Source organism: Rathayibacter sp. AY2B7, assembly GCF_002931635.1.
GTDB lineage: Bacteria > Actinomycetota > Actinomycetes > Actinomycetales > Microbacteriaceae > Rathayibacter.
Genome location: NZ_PSUC01000021.1, coordinates 20,391 through 37,099, shown reverse-complemented (window position 1 = coordinate 37,099; position 16,709 = coordinate 20,391). Strand labels below are relative to the sequence as shown.

Below are 16,709 nucleotides of genomic sequence, written 5' to 3'. Positions count from 1 at the left end.
TGGGTGGAGTCCGTCGAGTTCTGCACGACGGCGGTCACCAGGCGCGGCCACGACTCCGTGTCCTGCGGGAGCACCAGGCTCACCGGGGAGGCCGGGATCGTCTGCGGCGGGTCGATCGTCCCGCCCTTGGCGACGACGTCGTAGTTGGTGGTGCGCTCGGTGAGCGCCTCGCCCTGGAAGCGCTCGGCGAGGATCCCGGCGTCCCGGGCGGCGTCGGCGCGCGACGCGACATCGGCGACCTCGGCGACGACGGCCTCCGCCTGCTGCGTGGTGACAACGGGGGTCGGCTCGGCCGAGACCGGCTCTGCCCCCGCGGTCGCCGTGGCGGACGCGGTCGGCGCCTCGCTCGCGCCCGCGGCGAGATCCGGCCAGTAGTCGGAGCTGCAGCCGGAGAGGAGGACCGTCGTCCCGAGGACGACGGGCAGCACCAGGGCGGCCCGGCGGCGCGAGGGCGCCGGCGACGCCGTGGAGGCCTGGATCCCGGCACGCGGCCGGGGGCGGCGGGCACCGCGGGGGATCCGGCCCTGCGGTCCCTTCCGGCGCGGGCCGTGCTGGCGGCGCAGGTGGACGAAGGCCCAGATGTAGAGGACGAGGCCGAGGAGGAGGAACACGGCTCCTCCGAGCAGCAGCGGGCCGGCGAGGGGCGTCGCGGTGTCCACGGGCCAGCTGACGCGCACGGAGTCGGCTGCCGGCGCGGTGCCGTCGCTCGCGATGAGGATGGAGACGTCCTCCGGCACGTCGAGCGCCAGGGTCACGCTGCCGCTCCCCTCGAACTCCTCGAGCCAGAGGTCGGAGCCGCGAGGATCGACGACCGCCGCGTCGGCGGTCTCGACGTCGGAGGAGAGCTGGACGCGCTCCCCCGTCTCCTCCGCGGAGGTGAGGGTGTCGTCGGCGCGCTCGTAGCCGATGGCGTCGTAGCTCGAGCCGCCCACCCAGCCCAGCACGTCGGAGGTCGGTGCGTAGGCGACGACGAGATCGCCGCTGCCCTCGACCGTGATCGTCTGGCGGCCCGGGTTGGCGCCCAGGGTGCTGCCGTCGATGACCGCGTAGGGAGCGGAGGAGTCGAGCGCGGTCTCGGCGGTGAGGGACTCCGGAGGAGCCCAGACCGTCCGCTGACCGATGCCGAGCACGATCATCGCGGCAGCGATGACGGTGGCGATGATGGCGAAGACGAACCGCACGAAAGTACTCCTCCTGCGTTGCCGGATCGGGGTGACGGCCGGGGCCGGCTCGGGGTACGCAGCCGGACCGGGGCGCGACGGCAACAGACAAAGACAGTCCACGATAGCCGATGCCCTCGCTCCGATGCCCGGGAGAAGCCGAGAGTGCGGCCCGAGCGGCGCGCGGTGCGGGTGTCGCCCCGGCCGCGGCCTCCCTGCTGAATACACTTTCCCAGTGCCGCGAGCCCCACCGCGGTCCTGCTCTGAAGGAGACGACGTGGCGAACGACGAGGCCGAATTCACCCAGGTGTTCCGTGGCTACGACCGGGACGAGGTCGACAAGGCCGTCCAGGGCCTGCGCCGCGAGCTCATCCACTCGAACACCCAGGCGGCCGAGAGCGGCCGCGAGGTGAAGCGCCTGTCCTCCCGGATCGAGGGCCTCGAGAAGGAGCTGCAGCAGGTCGGCACTCCCACTTACGCCGGCCTGGGCGCCAAGCTCGAGCACACCCTGCGCGTGGCCGAGGAGCAGTCCGAGCGGATCATCGCCCAGGCCGAGAACGACGCCTCCGCCCTCCGCCGATCCACCCGCGACGACGGCGACCGCATCCTCCAGGAGGCGCGCGACGAGGCCGAGCGCCTGGTGACCGAGGCGCGCCGCCGTGCGGACCGGACCCGCGACGAGTCCGAGGCGCAGGCCGCGGCGACGCTCGGCAAGGCCGCCGACGACCGCGACGTGATGACGCAGGACGCCGTCCGCGAGGCCGCCGCGATCCGCGGCACCGTGGCGACCGAGGCCGCCGAGACCCGCGCCACCGCGAAGCGCGAGGCCGCCGCGATCCGCTCCGAGGCCGAGCGCGAGGCCGCGGAGATGCGCGCCGTCGCCGCCCGCGAGATCGAGGTCGCCCGCGCCGAGGCCGCCCGCCTCGCCCAGGCCAACGAGCTCCTGCGGGCCGAGGTCGCCTCCGAGGTGGACCGGCTCCGGGCGGCCGTCGAGGCCGAGGTCGCCCAGGCGCGCGCGGCGGTCGAGGCCGAGGTGCTCTCGACCCGCGCCGCGCTCGACGCCGAGGTCGCCGCAGTCCGCGCCGAGGGTGCGCGCGAGATCGCCGACCAGCGCACCCGGCTCACCCAGGAGCGCGCCGAGGCCGTCGCCGTGCTCGACGCCGAGCTGGCGGGCCTGCGCGCCGCGTCCGCCGACGAGGCCGCTGCGCTCTCGCGCGAGGTCGAGCAGGCCCGGATCGACCTGGTGGTCGAGCTCGCCGCGCGCCGCGAGGAGGCCGACCGCGACGACCTGCTCCGCCACCAGGAGGCCGTCGCGCAGACCCAGCGCTACCTCGACGAGTCGAACCTGCAGCTCGCCGACGCCATCCGACGCGCGAACGACAAGCGCCTCGAGGCGGACGCCCTCCGCAGCGACGCCCTCGACGACACGACGCGACTGCGCCGGAAGGCCCAGGACGACTCCGACGCCCTCCTCGACGACGCGCGCGACCAGGCGCAGAAGCTCGTCGCGGACGCGGAGCGCCGCAGCCGCGAGCTGATGGACACCGCCGAGCGGCGCCTCGACGAGATCCGCACCGAGCGCGACGCGATCGCCGGCTACGTGTCCGGACTGCGCGGGCTCATCGGCCACATCGACGGACTCGCGGACGACAGCGACGGCGACGACTCCGACTCCGACGGCGACTCGTCCGGCCGCTAGGCGGTCGCCGCACGGGCGGGCTCAGCCGAGCTCGCCCGTCCACTCCGTCGGCAGCGGGGACGAGGCGGGCGCAACCACGCGCACGATCTCGTCGAGGACCCGGCGGGTCTGCGCCTCGCCGACCCAGAGGTGCTTCCCGCCCTCCACGGCGACGAGGTCCAGCTGCGGCACGCTCGCGAAGCGCTCGGCGGCCGCCTCCGGCCGCAGGTAGTCGTCGAACTCCGGGACGAGCGCCACGAGCGGGCGGCCGTCCTGGCCCCAGGCGGCGACCTCCTCCGCGCTCGTGCGGTGCAGCGGCGGCGAGAGCAGGATCGCTCCCTCGACGGGGTGCTCCCTCCCCCACTTCAGCGCGAGCTCGGTGCCGAAGGACCAGCCGACCAGCCAGGGGTGCGGCAGTCCGCGGTCCGCGACGAGCGCCAGGGCTGCGGCGACGTCGGCGCGCTCCTCGGTGCCGTGTCCGAAGGCGCCCTCGCTCGTGCCGCGCGGCGACGCGGTGCCGCGGGTGTTGAAGCGGAGGACCGCCAGGTCGGCGAGCGCGGGCAGGCGGGCGGCGGCCTTCCGCAGGATGTGCGAGTCCATGAAGCCGCCGTGGGTGGGCAGCGGATGCAGGGTGATCAGGGTCGCGACCGGCTCGCGCTCCAGGGGCAGCGCGAGCTCCCCGACAAGGGTCAGCCCGTCGGCCGTGTGCAGCTCGATGTCCTCGCGGCGGGCGGGGAGGACGACGCCTCCGCGGATCTCGTGGGTCATCGTGCTCCTCGGATTCTCCAGCAGTGCGTGTGCCAGTGGCGGCGGCCGGCCAGGTCGGCCGCGTCGCCGAGCGCGCCGTCGGCCCGCCAGGTGACCAGGTGCGGCTGGCCGATGTCGATGGTGAGCCCGCAGCCCGGGCAGAGGTAGTTCTTCACGGCCCGCGCTGCGGAGACGGGCTGCACGTTCCACTCCCGGCCGGCGTGCGACTCTGTGCGCCGGAAGCCGGCGAGCATCTGCGAGAGGTCGCGCTGCTCGTCGTCGTCGTCACGGCGGCTGCCCCGGGGTCTGTTGCTGCGCGGCATCCCCCCAGTCTAGGAGGCCGCCGCCGGGCCCCTTCCGTCAGTGGGAGCTGTCGTCCATCTCGAGCCGGGTCTCCTCAGCGTCGAGCATCAGCTGCGCCCGCCGCAGCGTCCGCGAGGAGTAGACCCCGCGCCCCCGTGCGTCCAGCAGCGCCTCCCGCTCGGCGAGCAGGACCGCTCGGCGCAGCCGCAGGTACTGCGCGTGCGGGCCGAGGGGCGCGTCCTCCGCGCGGCCGACCTGTTCCCACGCCACCTGCGAGCGGGTCAGAGTGTCGCGGCGCACGCGCTCGAGGACGCGCTCGCCCGCCTCGCCGTCGGGCAGCTCCGCCACCGCCTCGGGGAGGGCCTGGATGCCCGTGGCCGCGACCTCGTCGAGCAGCGTCGCGAGCTCGCGGCGGTCGGCCTCTCCGTCGGTGCCCTGGATGCCGGTGAGCCGGATCAGCGCGGGGAGCGTCGCACCCTGCAGGAGCAGCGTCACGACGGCGACGGTGAAGGCGATCAGGATCAGCTGGGAGCGGTAGGGAGTCTCGTCCGGCAGCGACTGGGCCGCGGCGAGCGTGACCACGCCGCGCATCCCGGACCAGGACAGGACGACTCCTCCGCGCCAGCCGAACGCCTCACTCGCGGTCGCGGCCAGATCGGTCTCGCGCCGGAGGTAGAGCCGCTCCGCTCGCACCTGCCGCCGCCGGAAGCGCTCATCGCTGGTGGCGCTGTTGCGCAGTCGCATCAGGCCCACCGCCAGCCGCCGGTTGATCCGCTCCGCCCGCCGACCGGAGCTGCGCAGCCAGAGGAGCAGCGGCCACACGAAGAGGGCCCGCAGCACGATCAGGATGACCACGGTGGCCAGACCCAGCAGCACCGCGGTGCCCACTCCGAACTCGCCCGGGTCCACGACCCCGGAGACGATCGCCTTGATCTCGGCGCCCATGAGCAGGAAGACGCCGTTCTCGAGCAGGAACTGCGCCGTCCGCCAGTTCACCCGCTCGCTGATCCGCGATTGCGGCGAGAGGAAGCGCGCGCTGTTGTGCCCCGTGTAGATCCCGGTGACCACGACGGCGAGCACCCCGGACGCGCCCAGCTCCTCGGCCGGGATGTAGGCCAGGAACGGCACGGCGAAGGACACGGCGGTGTCGAGCACCGGGTCCCGCAGCTTCGAGCGCACGAAGACGGTGAGCACGCCCATCACCAGTCCGAGGACGATCGCCATCAGGACGGAGTAGACGAAGAGGACCCCCACCTCGCCCACGTCGATCGCGTCGGTCGTGACGGAGGCGCCGACCACGGCCGCCGCAGCCGTCGCGGCGCGCAGCAGCACCAGCGCCGACGCGTCGTTCACGAGGCTCTCGCCCTCGAGCACCGTCACCAGGCGGGGCGGGAGTCCGAGCTTCTTGCCGATCGAGGTCGCTGCCACCGCGTCGGTCGGGCTCACGACGGCGCCCAGAGCGATCGCTGCGGGCAGGCTCAGATCGGGGAACACGAGGTAGAGGAAGCCGCCCACCACGAGGGCGGTCACGACGACCAGCAGCACCGAGAGCCCGAAGATCGAGCGCAGGTTCCGCCGGAAGTCGGTGAGGGGCACCTGGATCGCGGCCGAGTACAGCAGCGGCGGCAGCACGCCCGCGAGGATCAGCTCAGGCTCGACCTCGATGTCCGGGACCCCGGGGAGGTAGGACGCGCCGATACCGATGACGACCAGGAGCAGCGGTGCGGCGATCCCGAGGCGGCTCGAGAACCGCGCGACGGTGACGACCGTGATGATCCCGACGACCCCGAGCAGCGCGTAATCCACGGCACCAGGGTAGCGAGCGCCTCAGCCCGCCGGACGCGGTGCCGAGCGGAGGGGAACGATCAGTACCAGCCGACCGACTCGGAGTGGGCCCAGGCGCCGCAGGGCGAGCCGTAGCGGCCGGAGATGTAGCCGAGGCCCCAGGTGATCTGGGTGCTCGCGTTGGTCGCCCAATCGGAGCCGGCCGTCGCCATCTTGCTGCCGGGGAGTGCCTGCGGGATGCCGTAGGCACCGCTGGACTTGTTCTCGGCGTAGACGTTCCAGCCGGACTCGCGGTTCCAGAGGAGGACGAGGCAGTCGTACTCGCTGTCGGCCCAGCCGCGCTGCACGATCATGTCGTACGCGATGGCCTTCGCGGATCCGGGATCCGGAGCGGCGGCGCGCTGGACGGGAGCGGCGGTCTCGGCCTCGGCGGAGCCCGACTCCTCCTCGTCGGCGGTCGCGGAAGGGGTCTGAGTCTCGGTCGGGGTGGGCGTCGGGGTCGGAGTGGGCGTCGGCTTCGCCTCGGCGCCGAACGAGTCGCGCTGGACGGTCCGCTCGACGGCGTCCGCGACGACGAGTCGCTGCGCGGAGTCGCCGTTGAAGCGCGCCGGAGCCTGGTAGTAGGGGGACGCGACCGCGCCGCTGGAGGGATCGACGACGTTCACCATGGCGAACGCGATGGACGCCGTGAAGGCCAGCACCGTCACCGGGATCCGAGCCCAGGAGCGCCGCACCGGGGTCTGGTGCGGGACCGCCGGGCGACCGCTGGTGCGGTTCGCGGGCGTGTGGGCGACGGAGGTCTGAGGATGCTGAGCCACGATTACGAAAGCATAACGGACGATGACCTGATCGGCCAGCAGATCCGGCTCCGGTCAGCGGACCGCCAGCATCACGTCGACGACCGTGTCGAGCAGCAGGTCGACCTGGGCCTCGGCGTACCCGCCGCGCTGCGGGGCGAAGGAGACGGTCCGCACGTCGTCCACGGTCAGCACCGATCCGTCGCGGAAGTAGCCGGAGATCCGGTCGGCGAAGGCGTCGACCTGGCGGATGTTGTAGCCCGTCGTGAGAGCGCCGGCCCGGGTGAACCGCTCGCGGGGAGCGCGGGCCAGCCGGTTCACGATCTCCTGGGCGGTCGACCGCGCGTCCGCGAGCCACGCCTCCTCGCCCCGGGCCGCGATCGCGTACTGGCGCTCCCGCAGGGCGAAGGCGTCCTCGAGGCGCTCGAGCGCCGCATCGACGTGGGGCGCGGAGTAGCCGCCCTTGCGCAGGGTGAACGCGGTGTGGCGCAGGTCGGCGGCGCGGAGGTCCGCCGGTCCCCCGGAGAGCTGCGAGTAGGCCTCGCGCGCCGACGCGAGGAAGGAGTCGACCTCGGCCGTGTCGTAGCCGGGACGGGACTCGCGGGCTCGGGGGAAGGGAGCGGTCATCCCGACATCATGCCAAGCCGCGCGCCGGGAGCGGAATCGGCACGCCCCGGTGAGGCGCCCGCTCAGTGGGCGAAGAGGAAGTACAGCACGTAGGCCGCTGCGGCCGACGGCAGGATCGAGTCCAGCCGGTCGAGGACTCCTCCGTGGCCGGGCAGCCAGGAGCTCATGTCCTTGATGCCGATGTCGCGCTTGATCAGCGACTCGGCGAGGTCGCCGAGCGTCGCGGTGAGCAGCACCACGGCCCCGAACACCGCACCGACCCACCAGGGCTGGCCGAGCATCAGCAGGGCGAGCAGGACGCCGACGACGATCCCCGCGACGGCCGCACCGGCGAACCCCTCCCAGGTCTTCTTCGGGCTGATCCGCGGTGCCATCGGGTGCTTGCCCCAGGTGAGTCCGCTCACGTAGGCGCCGGTGTCGACGACGATCACGAGCACCAGGAACGCGAACGCCCAGAGCTGGCCGCCGGGCTCGGCGACGAGACGGATCGCGAAGGCGCCGAGGAAGGTCGTGTAGCCCTGGACGAACGCGCCGAGGCCGATGTCGAGGGCGAGGTCCCTCCGGCTCGAGGCGGTGCGCCGGAAGAGCTGCTCCCCCAGCCGCCAGAGGCCGACGAGGACGGATCCGCCGAGGACCGTGGCCCACGCGGCGCCGAGGCCGCCGTAGTAGGCGGCCGGCACGGCGACGACCGCCACGATCCCGGTCGGGATGCGCGGGATGTCGCGACCGGCGTGGCGCAGGGCGTTCGAGAGCTCGAGCGCCGCGAGCAGCACCGCCACCCCCGCGAGCACCATGAAGAGCTCCTTGACCAGCAGCAGGCTGACGACCATCGCGCCGCCGCCGAGGAGTCCGATCGCGGTCGCCGACACGAGGTTCCGGCCCGAGCGCGCGGTGAGGCGGTCGTTCGTCGCCTCGAGCTGGGCGCGGGTCGCCTCGAGCTGGCGCTCGACGTCGGCCCGGCCCTGCTGGGCGCGCGCACGCAGCGCGTCGCGGGTGACCATCCGGGATCCCCGGGCACCCGGGACGTGCGGAGACGGTCTCTTCTCGCCGCCCTCGGGTCCTTCGGGGATCTCGGGCACCGCTACACCTCGAGCAGTTCGGATTCCTTGCGCTTGAGCGCCTCGTCGATCGCGTCGACGTGCTGCTTCGTGAGCGCCTCGAGCTCCTTCTCACCGCGGGAGAGCTCGTCGTCGCCGATGTCGCCCTTCAGCGCGTCGAGGTCGTCCTTGCCCTTGCGGCGGATGTTGCGCACCGCGATCTTGGCGTCCTCGGCCTTGGTGCGGACGATCTTGACGAACTCCTTGCGGCGCTCGGCGGTGAGCTCCGGCAGGGTCACGCGGATGATCGTGCCGTCGTTGGTCGGGTTCGCGCCGAGGTTCGGCATGTCCCGGATGGCCTGCTCGATGTCGCGCAGCGAGCCCTTGTCGTAGGGCGTCAGGACGAGCGTGCGGGCCTCCTGGTTCTGCATCGAGGCGAGCTGCGACAGCGGCGTCGGGGTGCCGTAGTAGCTCACCAGCACCTTCTGGAACATGCCGGGGTTCGCGCGTCCGGTGCGGACCGTGGAGAAGTCCTCCTTGGCGACCTCGACGGCCTTGCCCATCTTGGTCTTCGCGTCGGCCAGTACATCCGAGATCACAGGGAGCTCCTTAAGAGAGGGAAGTGGTCAGTCTAGTTCGAGACGAGCGTGCCGAGCTCGGCGCCGCGGATGGCCTTCGCGACGTTGCCCGAGGGCTCCATGCCGAAGACCTGCATCGGCATGCCGTTGTCCATGCAGAGGCTGAACGCGGTGGAGTCGACCACCTTGAGGCCCCGCTGGAGCGCCTCCTGGTAGGTCAGCGCGTCGAGCTTCTTCGCGTCGGGGTTCGTCCGCGGGTCGGCGTCGTACACGCCGTCCACGCCGTTCTTGGCGACGAGGACCACGTCGGCGTGCGTCTCGAGCGCGCGCTGCGCGGCGACCGTGTCGGTCGAGAAGTACGGGAGTCCGGCGCCGGCGCCGAAGATGACGACGCGGCCCTTCTCCATGTGCCGGATCGCCCGGCGGGGGATGTAGGGCTCCGCGACCTGCGTCATCGCGATCGCGGACTGCACACGCGTCTCGGCGCCCGCCTGCTCGAGGAAGTCCTGGAGGGCGAGGGCGTTCATCACTGTGCCCAGCATGCCCATGTAGTCGGCCCGGCCGCGGTCCATGCCGCGCTGCGAGAGCTCGGCTCCTCGGAAGAAGTTGCCGCCGCCGACGACCACCGAGATCTCCACCTCGGTCGCGGCATCGGCGATCTCGCGCGCCAGGGCGCTGATCACGTCCGGGTTCACGCCGAGCGTACCGGCTCCGAACGCCTCCCCCGACAGCTTCAGAAGCACCCTGCGGCGCTTGCCCGTCGTCATCGCATCCGTCTCCGTCATGGACGTTTCCTCCCGTAGACCCGTACAAACCTATCCCGCGCGGAGCGGGCCCCGCGACCACGCCCGGGACCGCCCCGGGCAGAGCGAAGGGAGCCCGGGTCGACTGAACGACCCGGACTCCCTCCTGCAGTGCTGTTAGGCGCCGACCTTGAAGCGGGCGAAGCCCGACACGGTCAGGCCCGCGTCGCTCAGGACCTTGCTGACGGACAGCTTGTTGTCCTTCGCGTAGTCCTGGTCGAGCAGGGCGACCTGCTTGAAGTACGCGTTCACGCGTCCCTCGATGATCTTCGGCAGGGCGGCCTCGGGCTTGCCCTCGCCGCGCGAGATCTCCTCGACGATGCGGCGCTCGTTGTCGACCTCGGACTGCGGCACGTCCTCGCGCGAGAGGTAGGACGGGTTCGCGAACGAGATGTGCTGGGCGACGGAGCGCGCGGTCTCGGCGTCCTCGCCCGCGTAGCCGACGACCACGCCGACCTGCGGGGGCAGGTCCTTGTTCGTCTTGTGGAGGTAGATCGCGAAGTGCTCGCCGGAGACGGAGGCCACGCGGCGCAGCTCCACCTTCTCGCCGAGGATCGCGGCCTCGTCGTTGATGAGGTCGGCGACGGTCTTGCCGTCGGCGGGGGCCGCGAGGGCCTCCTCGACCGTGGTGGAGCCGGCGGCGACGACCGCGGCGAGCACAGCGTCGGCGAGGGCGATGAACTTCGTGCCCTTGGCGACGAAGTCGGTCTCGCACGCGAGCTCGATCATCGTGGCGACGCCGTCCTTCTCGGCGGCGGCGACGAGGCCCTCGCTCGTGGAGCGGTCGGCGCGCTTCGCGTTGCCCTTGGCGCCCTTGAGGCGGAGGATCTCGACCGCCTTGTCCAGGTCGCCGTCGGCCTCGACGAGCGCGTTCTTCGTGTCGACCATGCCGGTACCGAGCTGCTCGCGCAGCGTCTTGACGTCAGCGAGGCTGAAATTTGCCATGTTCTCGGAACTCCTCTTGGTTCGGAAACCCTGTGGCGCCGTCACTCGCGGCGGCGGGCTCACGGGAGGAGCCCAGCACGCCGAGGTGACGGCGGTTCTTACTCGTGGTGAACGTGCACCGACCGAGCGGGGGCCGGACGACCGCGGGTGCGGCGTCCGACCCCCGTCACGGAACGGGGTGTCAGGCGGTGGCGGTCTCGTCGGTCGAGGTCGCGGCGGCGTCGGCCTCGGGGGCCTCCTCCGCGGCGGGGGTCTCGGCCTCGACGACGGCCTCGTCGGCGGTCTCGGCCTCGGCGTCGGCGACCTTCTCGGTCTCCGCGCCGGCCTGCTCGTTAGGCTCCTGCACGTCGGCGGCGGGCGCACCGGTGGAGAGCAGCTCCTGCTCCCACTCGGCCAGCGGCTCGACGGCGGAGACGTTGCCCTCGGCCTCGGGCTTCTGGTGGCGCTGGATGAGGCCCTCGGCCGCGGCGTCGGCGACGATGCGGGTGAGCAGGCTCACCGAGCGGATCGCGTCGTCGTTGCCCGGGATCGGGTACTGGACCTCGTCCGGGTCGCAGTTCGTGTCGAGGATGCCGATGACCGGGATGCCCAGCTTCTTGGCCTCGTCGATCGCGAGGTGCTCCTTCTTGGTGTCGACGACCCAGAGGGCCGACGGCGTCTTCGAGAGGTTGCGGATGCCGCCGAGCGACTTGTGCAGCTTGTCGAGCTCGCGCTTCTTGATGAGGAGCTCCTTCTTGGTGAAGCCGCTCTTCGACGTGTCGTCGAAGTCGAGCTCCTCCAGCTCCTTCATGCGGGCGAGGCGCTTCGAGACCGTCTGGAAGTTGGTCAGGAGGCCGCCGAGCCAGCGCTGGTTCACGTAGGGCTGGCCGACGCGGGTCGCCTGCTCCGAGATCGCGTTCTGCGCCTGCTTCTTGGTGCCGACGAAGAGGATGGTGCCGCCGTGGGCGACCGTCTCCTTGACGAAGTCGTAGGTCTTGTCGATGTAGGCCAGCGACTGCTGGAGGTCGATGATGTAGCTGCCCGAGCGCTCGGTCAGGATGAAGCGCTTCATCTTCGGGTTCCAGCGACGGGTCTGGTGCCCGAAGTGGACGCCGCTGTCGAGCAGCTGGCGCATGGTGACGACTGCCATGAGTCGTTCTCCTTGTCTCGGGGCCCGGGCGCACGACGGCGCCGAACTCCCGTTCGGTTGTCTGCGACGGCCGGTCGGCACGTCGCCCTGGCGCCCGGCGCACTCCCGCCCCGGCCGCGTGAGCGGAGAGGGACCGTGGGGAGCGGAGGCCGAATGGGCGCGCGTAGTCACCCCGACGAGCGAGGTGCTCCGTGGAGTCTAGCACCAGGACGGCCGCCTCCCCCGCTGCTGCGGGAGGGCGGCCGTCGGGGCGCGGGAGGCCGGTGCTACTTGCGCGCCGACTTCATCACGGTGCGGATGTGCAGGGTGTCCATCTCCTCCAGCGAGCGGCCCTTGGTCTCGGGCACGAACATGAAGACGAACACGAACGAGATCGCCGCGAAGGCGGCGTAGAGGCCGTAGGCCAGGGTGAGCGACACGTCCTGCGAGAGGATCGGGAACGTCACCGTGATGGCGAAGTTCGCGATCCACTGGGCCGAGGCCGCCAGGCCGAGCGCGGCCGCCCGGATCCGGTTCGGGAAGATCTCGCCGAGGAGGACCCACACCAGCGGGCCCCAGGTCGCACCGAAGAAGACGACGAACGCGTTCGCCGAGACGAGGGCGATCGGGCCCCACGCGCCGGGCAGCGAGACGTCCTCTCCGCTGATCGTGGACTGGCTGAAGGCGATGGCCATCAGCGCGAGCGAGACGGCCATGCCGGCCGAGCCGACCAGCAGCAGCGGCTTCCGGCCGACCTTGTCGACCAGGAAGATCGCCACGAAGGTGACGACGACGTTCACGACCGAGGTGAAGACCGAGATCGCGAAGGAGTTGGACTCGTCGAATCCGACCGCGCTCCAGAGCGAGGTGGAGTAGTAGAAGATCACGTTGATGCCCACGAACTGCTGGAACACCGATAGCAGGATGCCGACCCAGACCACCGGGAGCAGGCCGAGGGCGGGGCCACGGAGGCTGGAGCGCTTCGCGTTCTCGGAGTCCTCGTCGATCTTCTTCTGGATGTCCGCGAGCGCCTCGTCGACCTCGTCGCGCGGCGTGACCGTCGCGAGCACCGCGCGGGCGTCCTCGGAGCGGCCGCGGGTCGCGAGGTAGCGGGGCGACTCCGGCAGGGTCAGGGCCAGGAGGCCGTAGATCACGGCCGGCACGGCGCAGGCGATGAACATCCAGCGCCAGGCGGCGACGCCGAACCAGAAGGGCTCGGAGGCGCCGTCCGCGCCGTTCGCGATGAGGGTGTCCGAGAGCAGGGCGGCGAAGATGCCGAGCGTGATCGCCAGCTGCTGCAGCGATGCGAGGGCTCCGCGGATGGCCTTGGGCGCGATCTCCGAGATGTAGGTCGGAGCGATCACGGAGGCGATGCCGATGCCGAGGCCGCCGACCACGCGCCAGAGCACGAGGTCCCAGACCGCGAACGCCGCGCCGGCGCCGATGGAGGAGATGAAGAAGAGCCCGGCGCCGAGCAGCATGACCTTGATGCGGCCCCAGCGGTCGGCCAGGCGGCCCGCGAGGTACGCGCCGAGTGCGCAGCCGAGCAGCGCGGAGGCGACGGCGAAGCCGATCAGCGCGGCCGAGAGCTGGAACTCGCCCTGCACCGCCTCCACGGCACCGTTCACCACCGACGAGTCGAAGCCGAAGAGGAAGCCGCCGACCGCCGCCGCGATCGCGAGGCCGATCACCTTCCTCTTCAGCTTCGCCGCCGAGGGGTTCGGGATGTCCGCTCTCCCGCTGGTCGTGTCAGATCGTCCGCTGGTCATGGTCGTCTCCGATTCTCGCCGCCGGTGGGGGCGGGGTGCCGCTCCCGAGCCGGATCACCGGCACGTTACTCCTCGCCGCGGCACCGCCGGGACGGGTTGCGCTCTCCCCCGGCCGATGTCCTCCCTCCACAGCCGGGCCCGTCGCGCTCTCCTCCCCTGATCCGCTCGGCCGACCACCGGTCGCGGACCGGCTCCGGGATGGTGGCCGCATGCTCCGATCCCCACTCCTGCGCCCGGGCGTGTTCGCCCTCGCCGCTCTGCTCGTCGGGGCGCCTCTCGGCGCCTCGCCCTCCGGCACCTCGTCCCCCGGCCGGTCCGACCCGCGGTGGACCTCCCCCGTCGCGGGCTTCTCCGTCGTGGAGCCGTGGGGCGCGCCTGCCCACCGCTACGCCCCCGGGCACCGCGGGATCGACCTCGCGGCAGCGGCCGGGCAGCCCGTGGTCGCCGTCGCGGCGGGCACCGTGTCGTTCTCGGGCAGGGTGATCGACCGGTCCGTGGTGAGCATCCTGCACGCGGACGGTCTGGTCTCGACGGTCGAGCCGGTCGACGGATCGGTGACGGCGGGGCAGGTCCTCACCGCGGGCCAGCCCGTCGGAGCAGTGGGTGCGGGCGGCCACTGCGACGAAAGGTGCGTGCACCTCGGCGTCCGCGAGGGTGGCGACTACGTCTCGCCGATGCGGTTCTTCGGCGGGATCCCCCGGGCGGTGCTTCTGCCGATGGACGACGTGGCGCAGGAGGTTCAGCGAGTGGCGCGGAAGGGTGCGTCCAGCGACTCGCGCGTCCGGTCAGGCGCGGGGGTGGGCGAGGCGGTAGGCGTCGCGGATCCGCTCGGTCGAGACGTGGGTGTAGATCTGCGTGGTGCCCAGGCTCGCGTGGCCGAGCAGCTCCTGGACGGCGCGGAGGTCGGCTCCGCCGTCGAGCAGATGGGTCGCCGCGGTGTGGCGGAGGGTGTGCGGACCGGACGGTCCGGAGCCCTGCCCGCCGTCGAGGAGCCTCGCCACCACGCCGTAGACCGTGCGCGGGGTGAGGCGCGCGCCCCGCCGTCCCAGCAGCAGGGCCCCGCTCCCGTCGCCGGTGGCGAGAGAGGGTCGGGCGCGCTCCAGGTAGTCGACGAGCGCCTCCTTCGCGGGGACGCCGAACGGGACGACCCGCTGCTTGGCGCCCTTGCCGGTGACGAGCACGGTGAGCCGGCCGAGATCGACGTCGCCCAGGTCGACGGCGACCAGCTCGGAGACGCGGATGCCGGAGGCGTAGAGCAGCTCGACGATCGCGAGGTCCCGCAGCGCCACCGGGTCCTCTGTCGCGCCGCGCGCCGCGACCGTGTCGAGCACCTGTTCCGCCTGCGGGAGCGTCAGGACCCGCGGCAGTGTCCGTCCCGACTTGGGCGTCTTGAGGCGCGCGGCGACGTCGAGGGGAAGCCGCTCGGACCGCTGCGCCCAGGAGGAGAAGGAGCGGACGGCCGCGGTGCGCCGGGCGAGGGTCGCGCGGGCGATGCCCGACTCCGACTCGCGCCAGAGCCAGTCGCGCAGCAGCTCGAGGTCGAGCTCAGCGGTGAGGACCCGCCCCTTCTCCTCGGTGTGGGCGATCAGGCGCGCGAGGTCGGAGCGGTAGCCCTTCGCGGTGGCGGGCGAGAGGGACCGCTCGTCGAGGACGTAGCGGAGGAAGTGCTCGACCGAGTCGGCGAGCGTCTCGCCGGTCATGATCCGTCCGGCATCCGCGACCAGAGGTCGATGCGCCCCTGCTCGTCGAGCCCCTCGAGCCGTTCGATCAGGTCGGTGCCGAACCGCGTCGCGATCGGGGCCGGCGCCGTCGGCACGAACGAGGCGGCCACCGTCTCCGGGTGGACGTGGACGAGCGAGAGGCTCTGCGCTCCGTCGATGCCGGCGAGCTCCCGCACGGGCGCTCCGAGATCCATCGTGTAGCTGGTGGCGCCGGCCACGAGCACGGGCACGCCCGCGAAGGTCGCTGCCGTGGGGTAGTGCAGGTGGCCGCCGAGGATCGCGCGGACGTCGGTACCGCGCACCACCTCCTCGAGGCGGTCGATCCCCCGCAGCTCGAGCACGGTCATCGCGCCGAGCGGCGTGGGCAGCGGAGGGTGGTGCAGAGCGAGGATCGTCCCCAGCGGGGCCGGTGCGGCGAGCTCGTCCTTCAGCCAGGCCAGCTGGGCGTCGGTGAGGTCGCCGTGGTGGAAGCGGGGCACCGCGCTGTCGAGCGCGATCAGCCGGAGCCCGCCGAGGTCGACGACCTGGTCCACGGGTCCCGCGCCCGCCGGGTCCTGCTCGAGGAGCACCCGCCGGAACGCTCCGCGCTCGTCGTGGTTGCCCATCACCCAGACGATCGGGCAGCCGAACCGCTCGCCCACGGGGTCGAGCTGCTCGCGCACGCGCCGGTAGGCGTCCTCCTCGCCGCGGTCCGCGACGTCCCCGGTGACGACGATCGCGTCCAGGCGTCCGCCGCGCTCGGCCAGCCGGCCGACCGCCTGCGCGAGACGGGCGACCGTGTCGACCTTCCCGTAGAGCGGAGCGCCGTCGGCCAGCAGGTGCGTGTCGCTCAGATGCGCGATGACCCTGTCGGCGGCGCGGAAGTGCCCGAGCTGCGGGCGCTCTCCGCCGTGTCCTGCTGCCGTGGCGTCCATGCCGCTCCCCTCGCCGATGCCCCTTCAGCGTAGGGCGGACCGCCGACAGCGCCGCGGCGGCGGGGCCGCCCCGTGCACGGATTACCCGTGCAGCAGTTCGTGGACCGGCGGCCGCGCCTCGTACCGACGAAGCAACGTCGGCGTCGGCATCGGCGTCAGCGTCAGCGTCAGCGTCAGCGTCAGCATCAGCATCAGCATCAGCATCAGCATCAGCATCAGCATCAGCATCAGCATCAGCATCAGCATCAGCATCAGTGTCGATGTCGGGCGGACCTTCCCGGACGGTGTCGGATCCTCGGCCGCGGCTCGGCCGTGGAAGACGTACTTCCGAAGTCCCCTTGTGACTGCTCGGAGGCGGCAGTACGGTTCGCTCACTTTCATTCGATGAGGAAGGAAAGACGATGACGACGTTCAGTTCCGCGGGCCTCGCCGCGAAGAGCCAGGTCGAGAGCCTGCCCGAGGAGGACGCCCGCGAACTCGCCGGGGTTCTGGCCGCGAAGTACGGCTACACGCTCACGAACGAGTCGAACAAGATGAAGATCTTGACCAGGATCGTCCCCGTCCTCGCTGCCGTCGTCCTGGTCGCCCTGGTCGGTGCCCTGGTTCTCAGCGGCCTCGGCCAGGACGCGTCGGCGGCCTACACGATCGCCTCGCTCGTCGCCGGGGGTCTTGTCGGCATCTTCGCCCCGACTCCCCAGACGTAGTCGACGGAGGGGGCGCAGCCCCGCTCACTGCCG

At 72.2% G+C, this 16,709-nt stretch carries 16 protein-coding genes and 2 pseudogenes; 3 read left to right on the top strand and 15 right to left on the bottom strand.

Annotation, left to right across the window (positions count from 1 at the left end):
- Positions 1 to 1,181, bottom strand: a pseudogene (locus C5C27_RS06015) (hypothetical protein); the annotation flags it as partial.
- 256 nt (positions 1,182 to 1,437) lie between these two features.
- Between C5C27_RS06015 and C5C27_RS06010 the strand changes: the two are divergent.
- A complete protein-coding gene (locus C5C27_RS06010; RefSeq protein WP_104313882.1) occupies positions 1,438 to 2,859 on the top strand; it encodes a DivIVA domain-containing protein in 1,422 nt (473 codons plus the stop codon).
- A gap of 21 nt (positions 2,860 to 2,880) precedes the next feature.
- On the opposite strand, the gene C5C27_RS06005 is transcribed toward C5C27_RS06010, so the two are convergent.
- The 11 genes from C5C27_RS06005 to C5C27_RS05955 form a co-directional block, all read right to left on the bottom strand.
- Complete coding sequence (locus tag C5C27_RS06005) at positions 2,881 to 3,606, bottom strand: alpha/beta hydrolase (protein WP_104313881.1); 726 nt, start codon at positions 3,604 to 3,606, stop codon at positions 2,881 to 2,883.
- Positions 3,603 to 3,908 carry a hypothetical protein gene (locus C5C27_RS06000; RefSeq protein ID WP_181110258.1) on the bottom strand — a complete coding sequence of 102 codons (306 nt, stop codon included), beginning with the start codon at positions 3,906 to 3,908 and terminating at the stop codon, positions 3,603 to 3,605. The genes C5C27_RS06005 and C5C27_RS06000 overlap by 4 nt, the downstream gene beginning before the upstream one ends.
- A gap of 37 nt (positions 3,909 to 3,945) precedes the next feature.
- Positions 3,946 to 5,694 carry a sodium:proton antiporter gene (locus tag C5C27_RS05995; protein ID WP_104260590.1) on the bottom strand — a complete coding sequence of 583 codons (1,749 nt, stop codon included), beginning with the start codon at positions 5,692 to 5,694 and terminating at the stop codon, positions 3,946 to 3,948.
- Positions 5,695 to 5,753: 59 nt separating this feature from the next.
- The gene (locus C5C27_RS05990; protein WP_258062621.1) at positions 5,754 to 6,491 is read right to left on the bottom strand and encodes a lytic transglycosylase domain-containing protein; all 738 of its coding nucleotides are present in this window, start codon (positions 6,489 to 6,491) and stop codon (positions 5,754 to 5,756) included.
- A 54-nt stretch (positions 6,492 to 6,545) separates the two neighbouring features.
- A complete protein-coding gene (locus tag C5C27_RS05985) occupies positions 6,546 to 7,097 on the bottom strand; it encodes a DivIVA domain-containing protein (protein WP_104226865.1) in 552 nt (183 codons plus the stop codon).
- Between the two features lie 62 nt (positions 7,098 to 7,159).
- Complete coding sequence (locus C5C27_RS05980) at positions 7,160 to 8,098, bottom strand: phosphatidate cytidylyltransferase (protein WP_104238522.1); 939 nt, start codon at positions 8,096 to 8,098, stop codon at positions 7,160 to 7,162.
- An 80-nt stretch (positions 8,099 to 8,178) separates the two neighbouring features.
- Complete coding sequence (frr, locus tag C5C27_RS05975) at positions 8,179 to 8,733, bottom strand: ribosome recycling factor (protein ID WP_104223893.1); 555 nt, start codon at positions 8,731 to 8,733, stop codon at positions 8,179 to 8,181.
- Between the two features lie 32 nt (positions 8,734 to 8,765).
- Positions 8,766 to 9,479, bottom strand: a complete 714-nt coding sequence (pyrH, locus tag C5C27_RS05970) for a UMP kinase (RefSeq protein WP_374952923.1) — start codon at positions 9,477 to 9,479, stop codon at positions 8,766 to 8,768.
- Positions 9,480 to 9,632: 153 nt separating this feature from the next.
- Entirely contained in the window at positions 9,633 to 10,460 is an 828-nt protein-coding gene (gene tsf, locus C5C27_RS05965) for a translation elongation factor Ts (RefSeq protein ID WP_104223895.1), read from the bottom strand.
- Positions 10,461 to 10,641: 181 nt separating this feature from the next.
- Positions 10,642 to 11,589: a 30S ribosomal protein S2 gene (gene rpsB, locus C5C27_RS05960; RefSeq protein ID WP_104223896.1), complete on the bottom strand. Its 948-nt coding sequence runs from the start codon at positions 11,587 to 11,589 to the stop codon at positions 10,642 to 10,644.
- A gap of 266 nt (positions 11,590 to 11,855) precedes the next feature.
- Positions 11,856 to 13,337, bottom strand: coding sequence for a sugar porter family MFS transporter (locus tag C5C27_RS05955; RefSeq protein WP_104223897.1), 1,482 nt, complete (start codon positions 13,335 to 13,337; stop codon positions 11,856 to 11,858).
- A 209-nt stretch (positions 13,338 to 13,546) separates the two neighbouring features.
- On the opposite strand from C5C27_RS05955, the pseudogene C5C27_RS18815 reads away from it, so the two are divergent.
- A pseudogene (locus tag C5C27_RS18815) lies at positions 13,547 to 13,999 on the top strand (murein hydrolase activator EnvC family protein); the annotation flags it as partial.
- 123 nt (positions 14,000 to 14,122) lie between these two features.
- Here the strand turns inward: C5C27_RS18815 and C5C27_RS05945 are convergent.
- From C5C27_RS05945 to C5C27_RS17955, 3 genes are all read right to left on the bottom strand, one after another.
- Positions 14,123 to 15,037 carry a tyrosine recombinase XerC gene (locus C5C27_RS05945; RefSeq protein WP_104238524.1) on the bottom strand — a complete coding sequence of 305 codons (915 nt, stop codon included), beginning with the start codon at positions 15,035 to 15,037 and terminating at the stop codon, positions 14,123 to 14,125.
- The gene (locus C5C27_RS05940; RefSeq protein WP_104313880.1) at positions 15,034 to 15,972 is read right to left on the bottom strand and encodes a phosphodiesterase; all 939 of its coding nucleotides are present in this window, start codon (positions 15,970 to 15,972) and stop codon (positions 15,034 to 15,036) included. Before C5C27_RS05940 ends, C5C27_RS05945 begins: the two co-directional genes overlap by 4 nt.
- Before the next feature lie 81 nt (positions 15,973 to 16,053).
- A complete protein-coding gene (locus tag C5C27_RS17955; RefSeq protein WP_181133460.1) occupies positions 16,054 to 16,218 on the bottom strand; it encodes a hypothetical protein in 165 nt (54 codons plus the stop codon).
- A 155-nt stretch (positions 16,219 to 16,373) separates the two neighbouring features.
- Here C5C27_RS17955 and C5C27_RS05930 point away from each other — a divergent pair, with 155 nt between their 5' ends.
- Positions 16,374 to 16,676 (top strand): hypothetical protein, encoded by a 303-nt coding sequence (locus tag C5C27_RS05930; protein WP_104238527.1) that lies wholly within the window; start codon positions 16,374 to 16,376, stop codon positions 16,674 to 16,676.
- Positions 16,677 to 16,709: the final 33 nt, after the last annotated feature.

Coding starts and splice junctions, on each gene's coding strand:
- C5C27_RS06005 (WP_104313881.1), bottom strand. CDS start 3,606: ATGACCCACGAGATCCGCGGAGGCGTCGTCCTCCCCGCCCGCCGCGAG.
- C5C27_RS06000 (WP_181110258.1), bottom strand. CDS start 3,908: ATGCCGCGCAGCAACAGACCCCGGGGCAGCCGCCGTGACGACGACGAC.
- C5C27_RS05985 (WP_104226865.1), bottom strand. CDS start 7,097: ATGACCGCTCCCTTCCCCCGAGCCCGCGAGTCCCGTCCCGGCTACGAC.
- C5C27_RS05980 (WP_104238522.1), bottom strand. CDS start 8,098: ATGGTCACCCGCGACGCGCTGCGTGCGCGCGCCCAGCAGGGCCGGGCC.
- pyrH (WP_374952923.1), bottom strand. CDS start 9,479: ATGACGACGGGCAAGCGCCGCAGGGTGCTTCTGAAGCTGTCGGGGGAG.
- tsf (WP_104223895.1), bottom strand. CDS start 10,460: ATGGCAAATTTCAGCCTCGCTGACGTCAAGACGCTGCGCGAGCAGCTC.
- rpsB (WP_104223896.1), bottom strand. CDS start 11,589: ATGGCAGTCGTCACCATGCGCCAGCTGCTCGACAGCGGCGTCCACTTC.
- C5C27_RS05955 (WP_104223897.1), bottom strand. CDS start 13,337: ATGACCAGCGGACGATCTGACACGACCAGCGGGAGAGCGGACATCCCG.
- C5C27_RS05945 (WP_104238524.1), bottom strand. CDS start 15,037: ATGACCGGCGAGACGCTCGCCGACTCGGTCGAGCACTTCCTCCGCTAC.
- C5C27_RS05940 (WP_104313880.1), bottom strand. CDS start 15,972: ATGGACGCCACGGCAGCAGGACACGGCGGAGAGCGCCCGCAGCTCGGG.
- C5C27_RS17955 (WP_181133460.1), bottom strand. CDS start 16,218: ATGCTGATGCTGATGCTGATGCTGATGCTGATGCTGATGCTGATGCTG.
- C5C27_RS05930 (WP_104238527.1), top strand. CDS start 16,374: ATGACGACGTTCAGTTCCGCGGGCCTCGCCGCGAAGAGCCAGGTCGAG.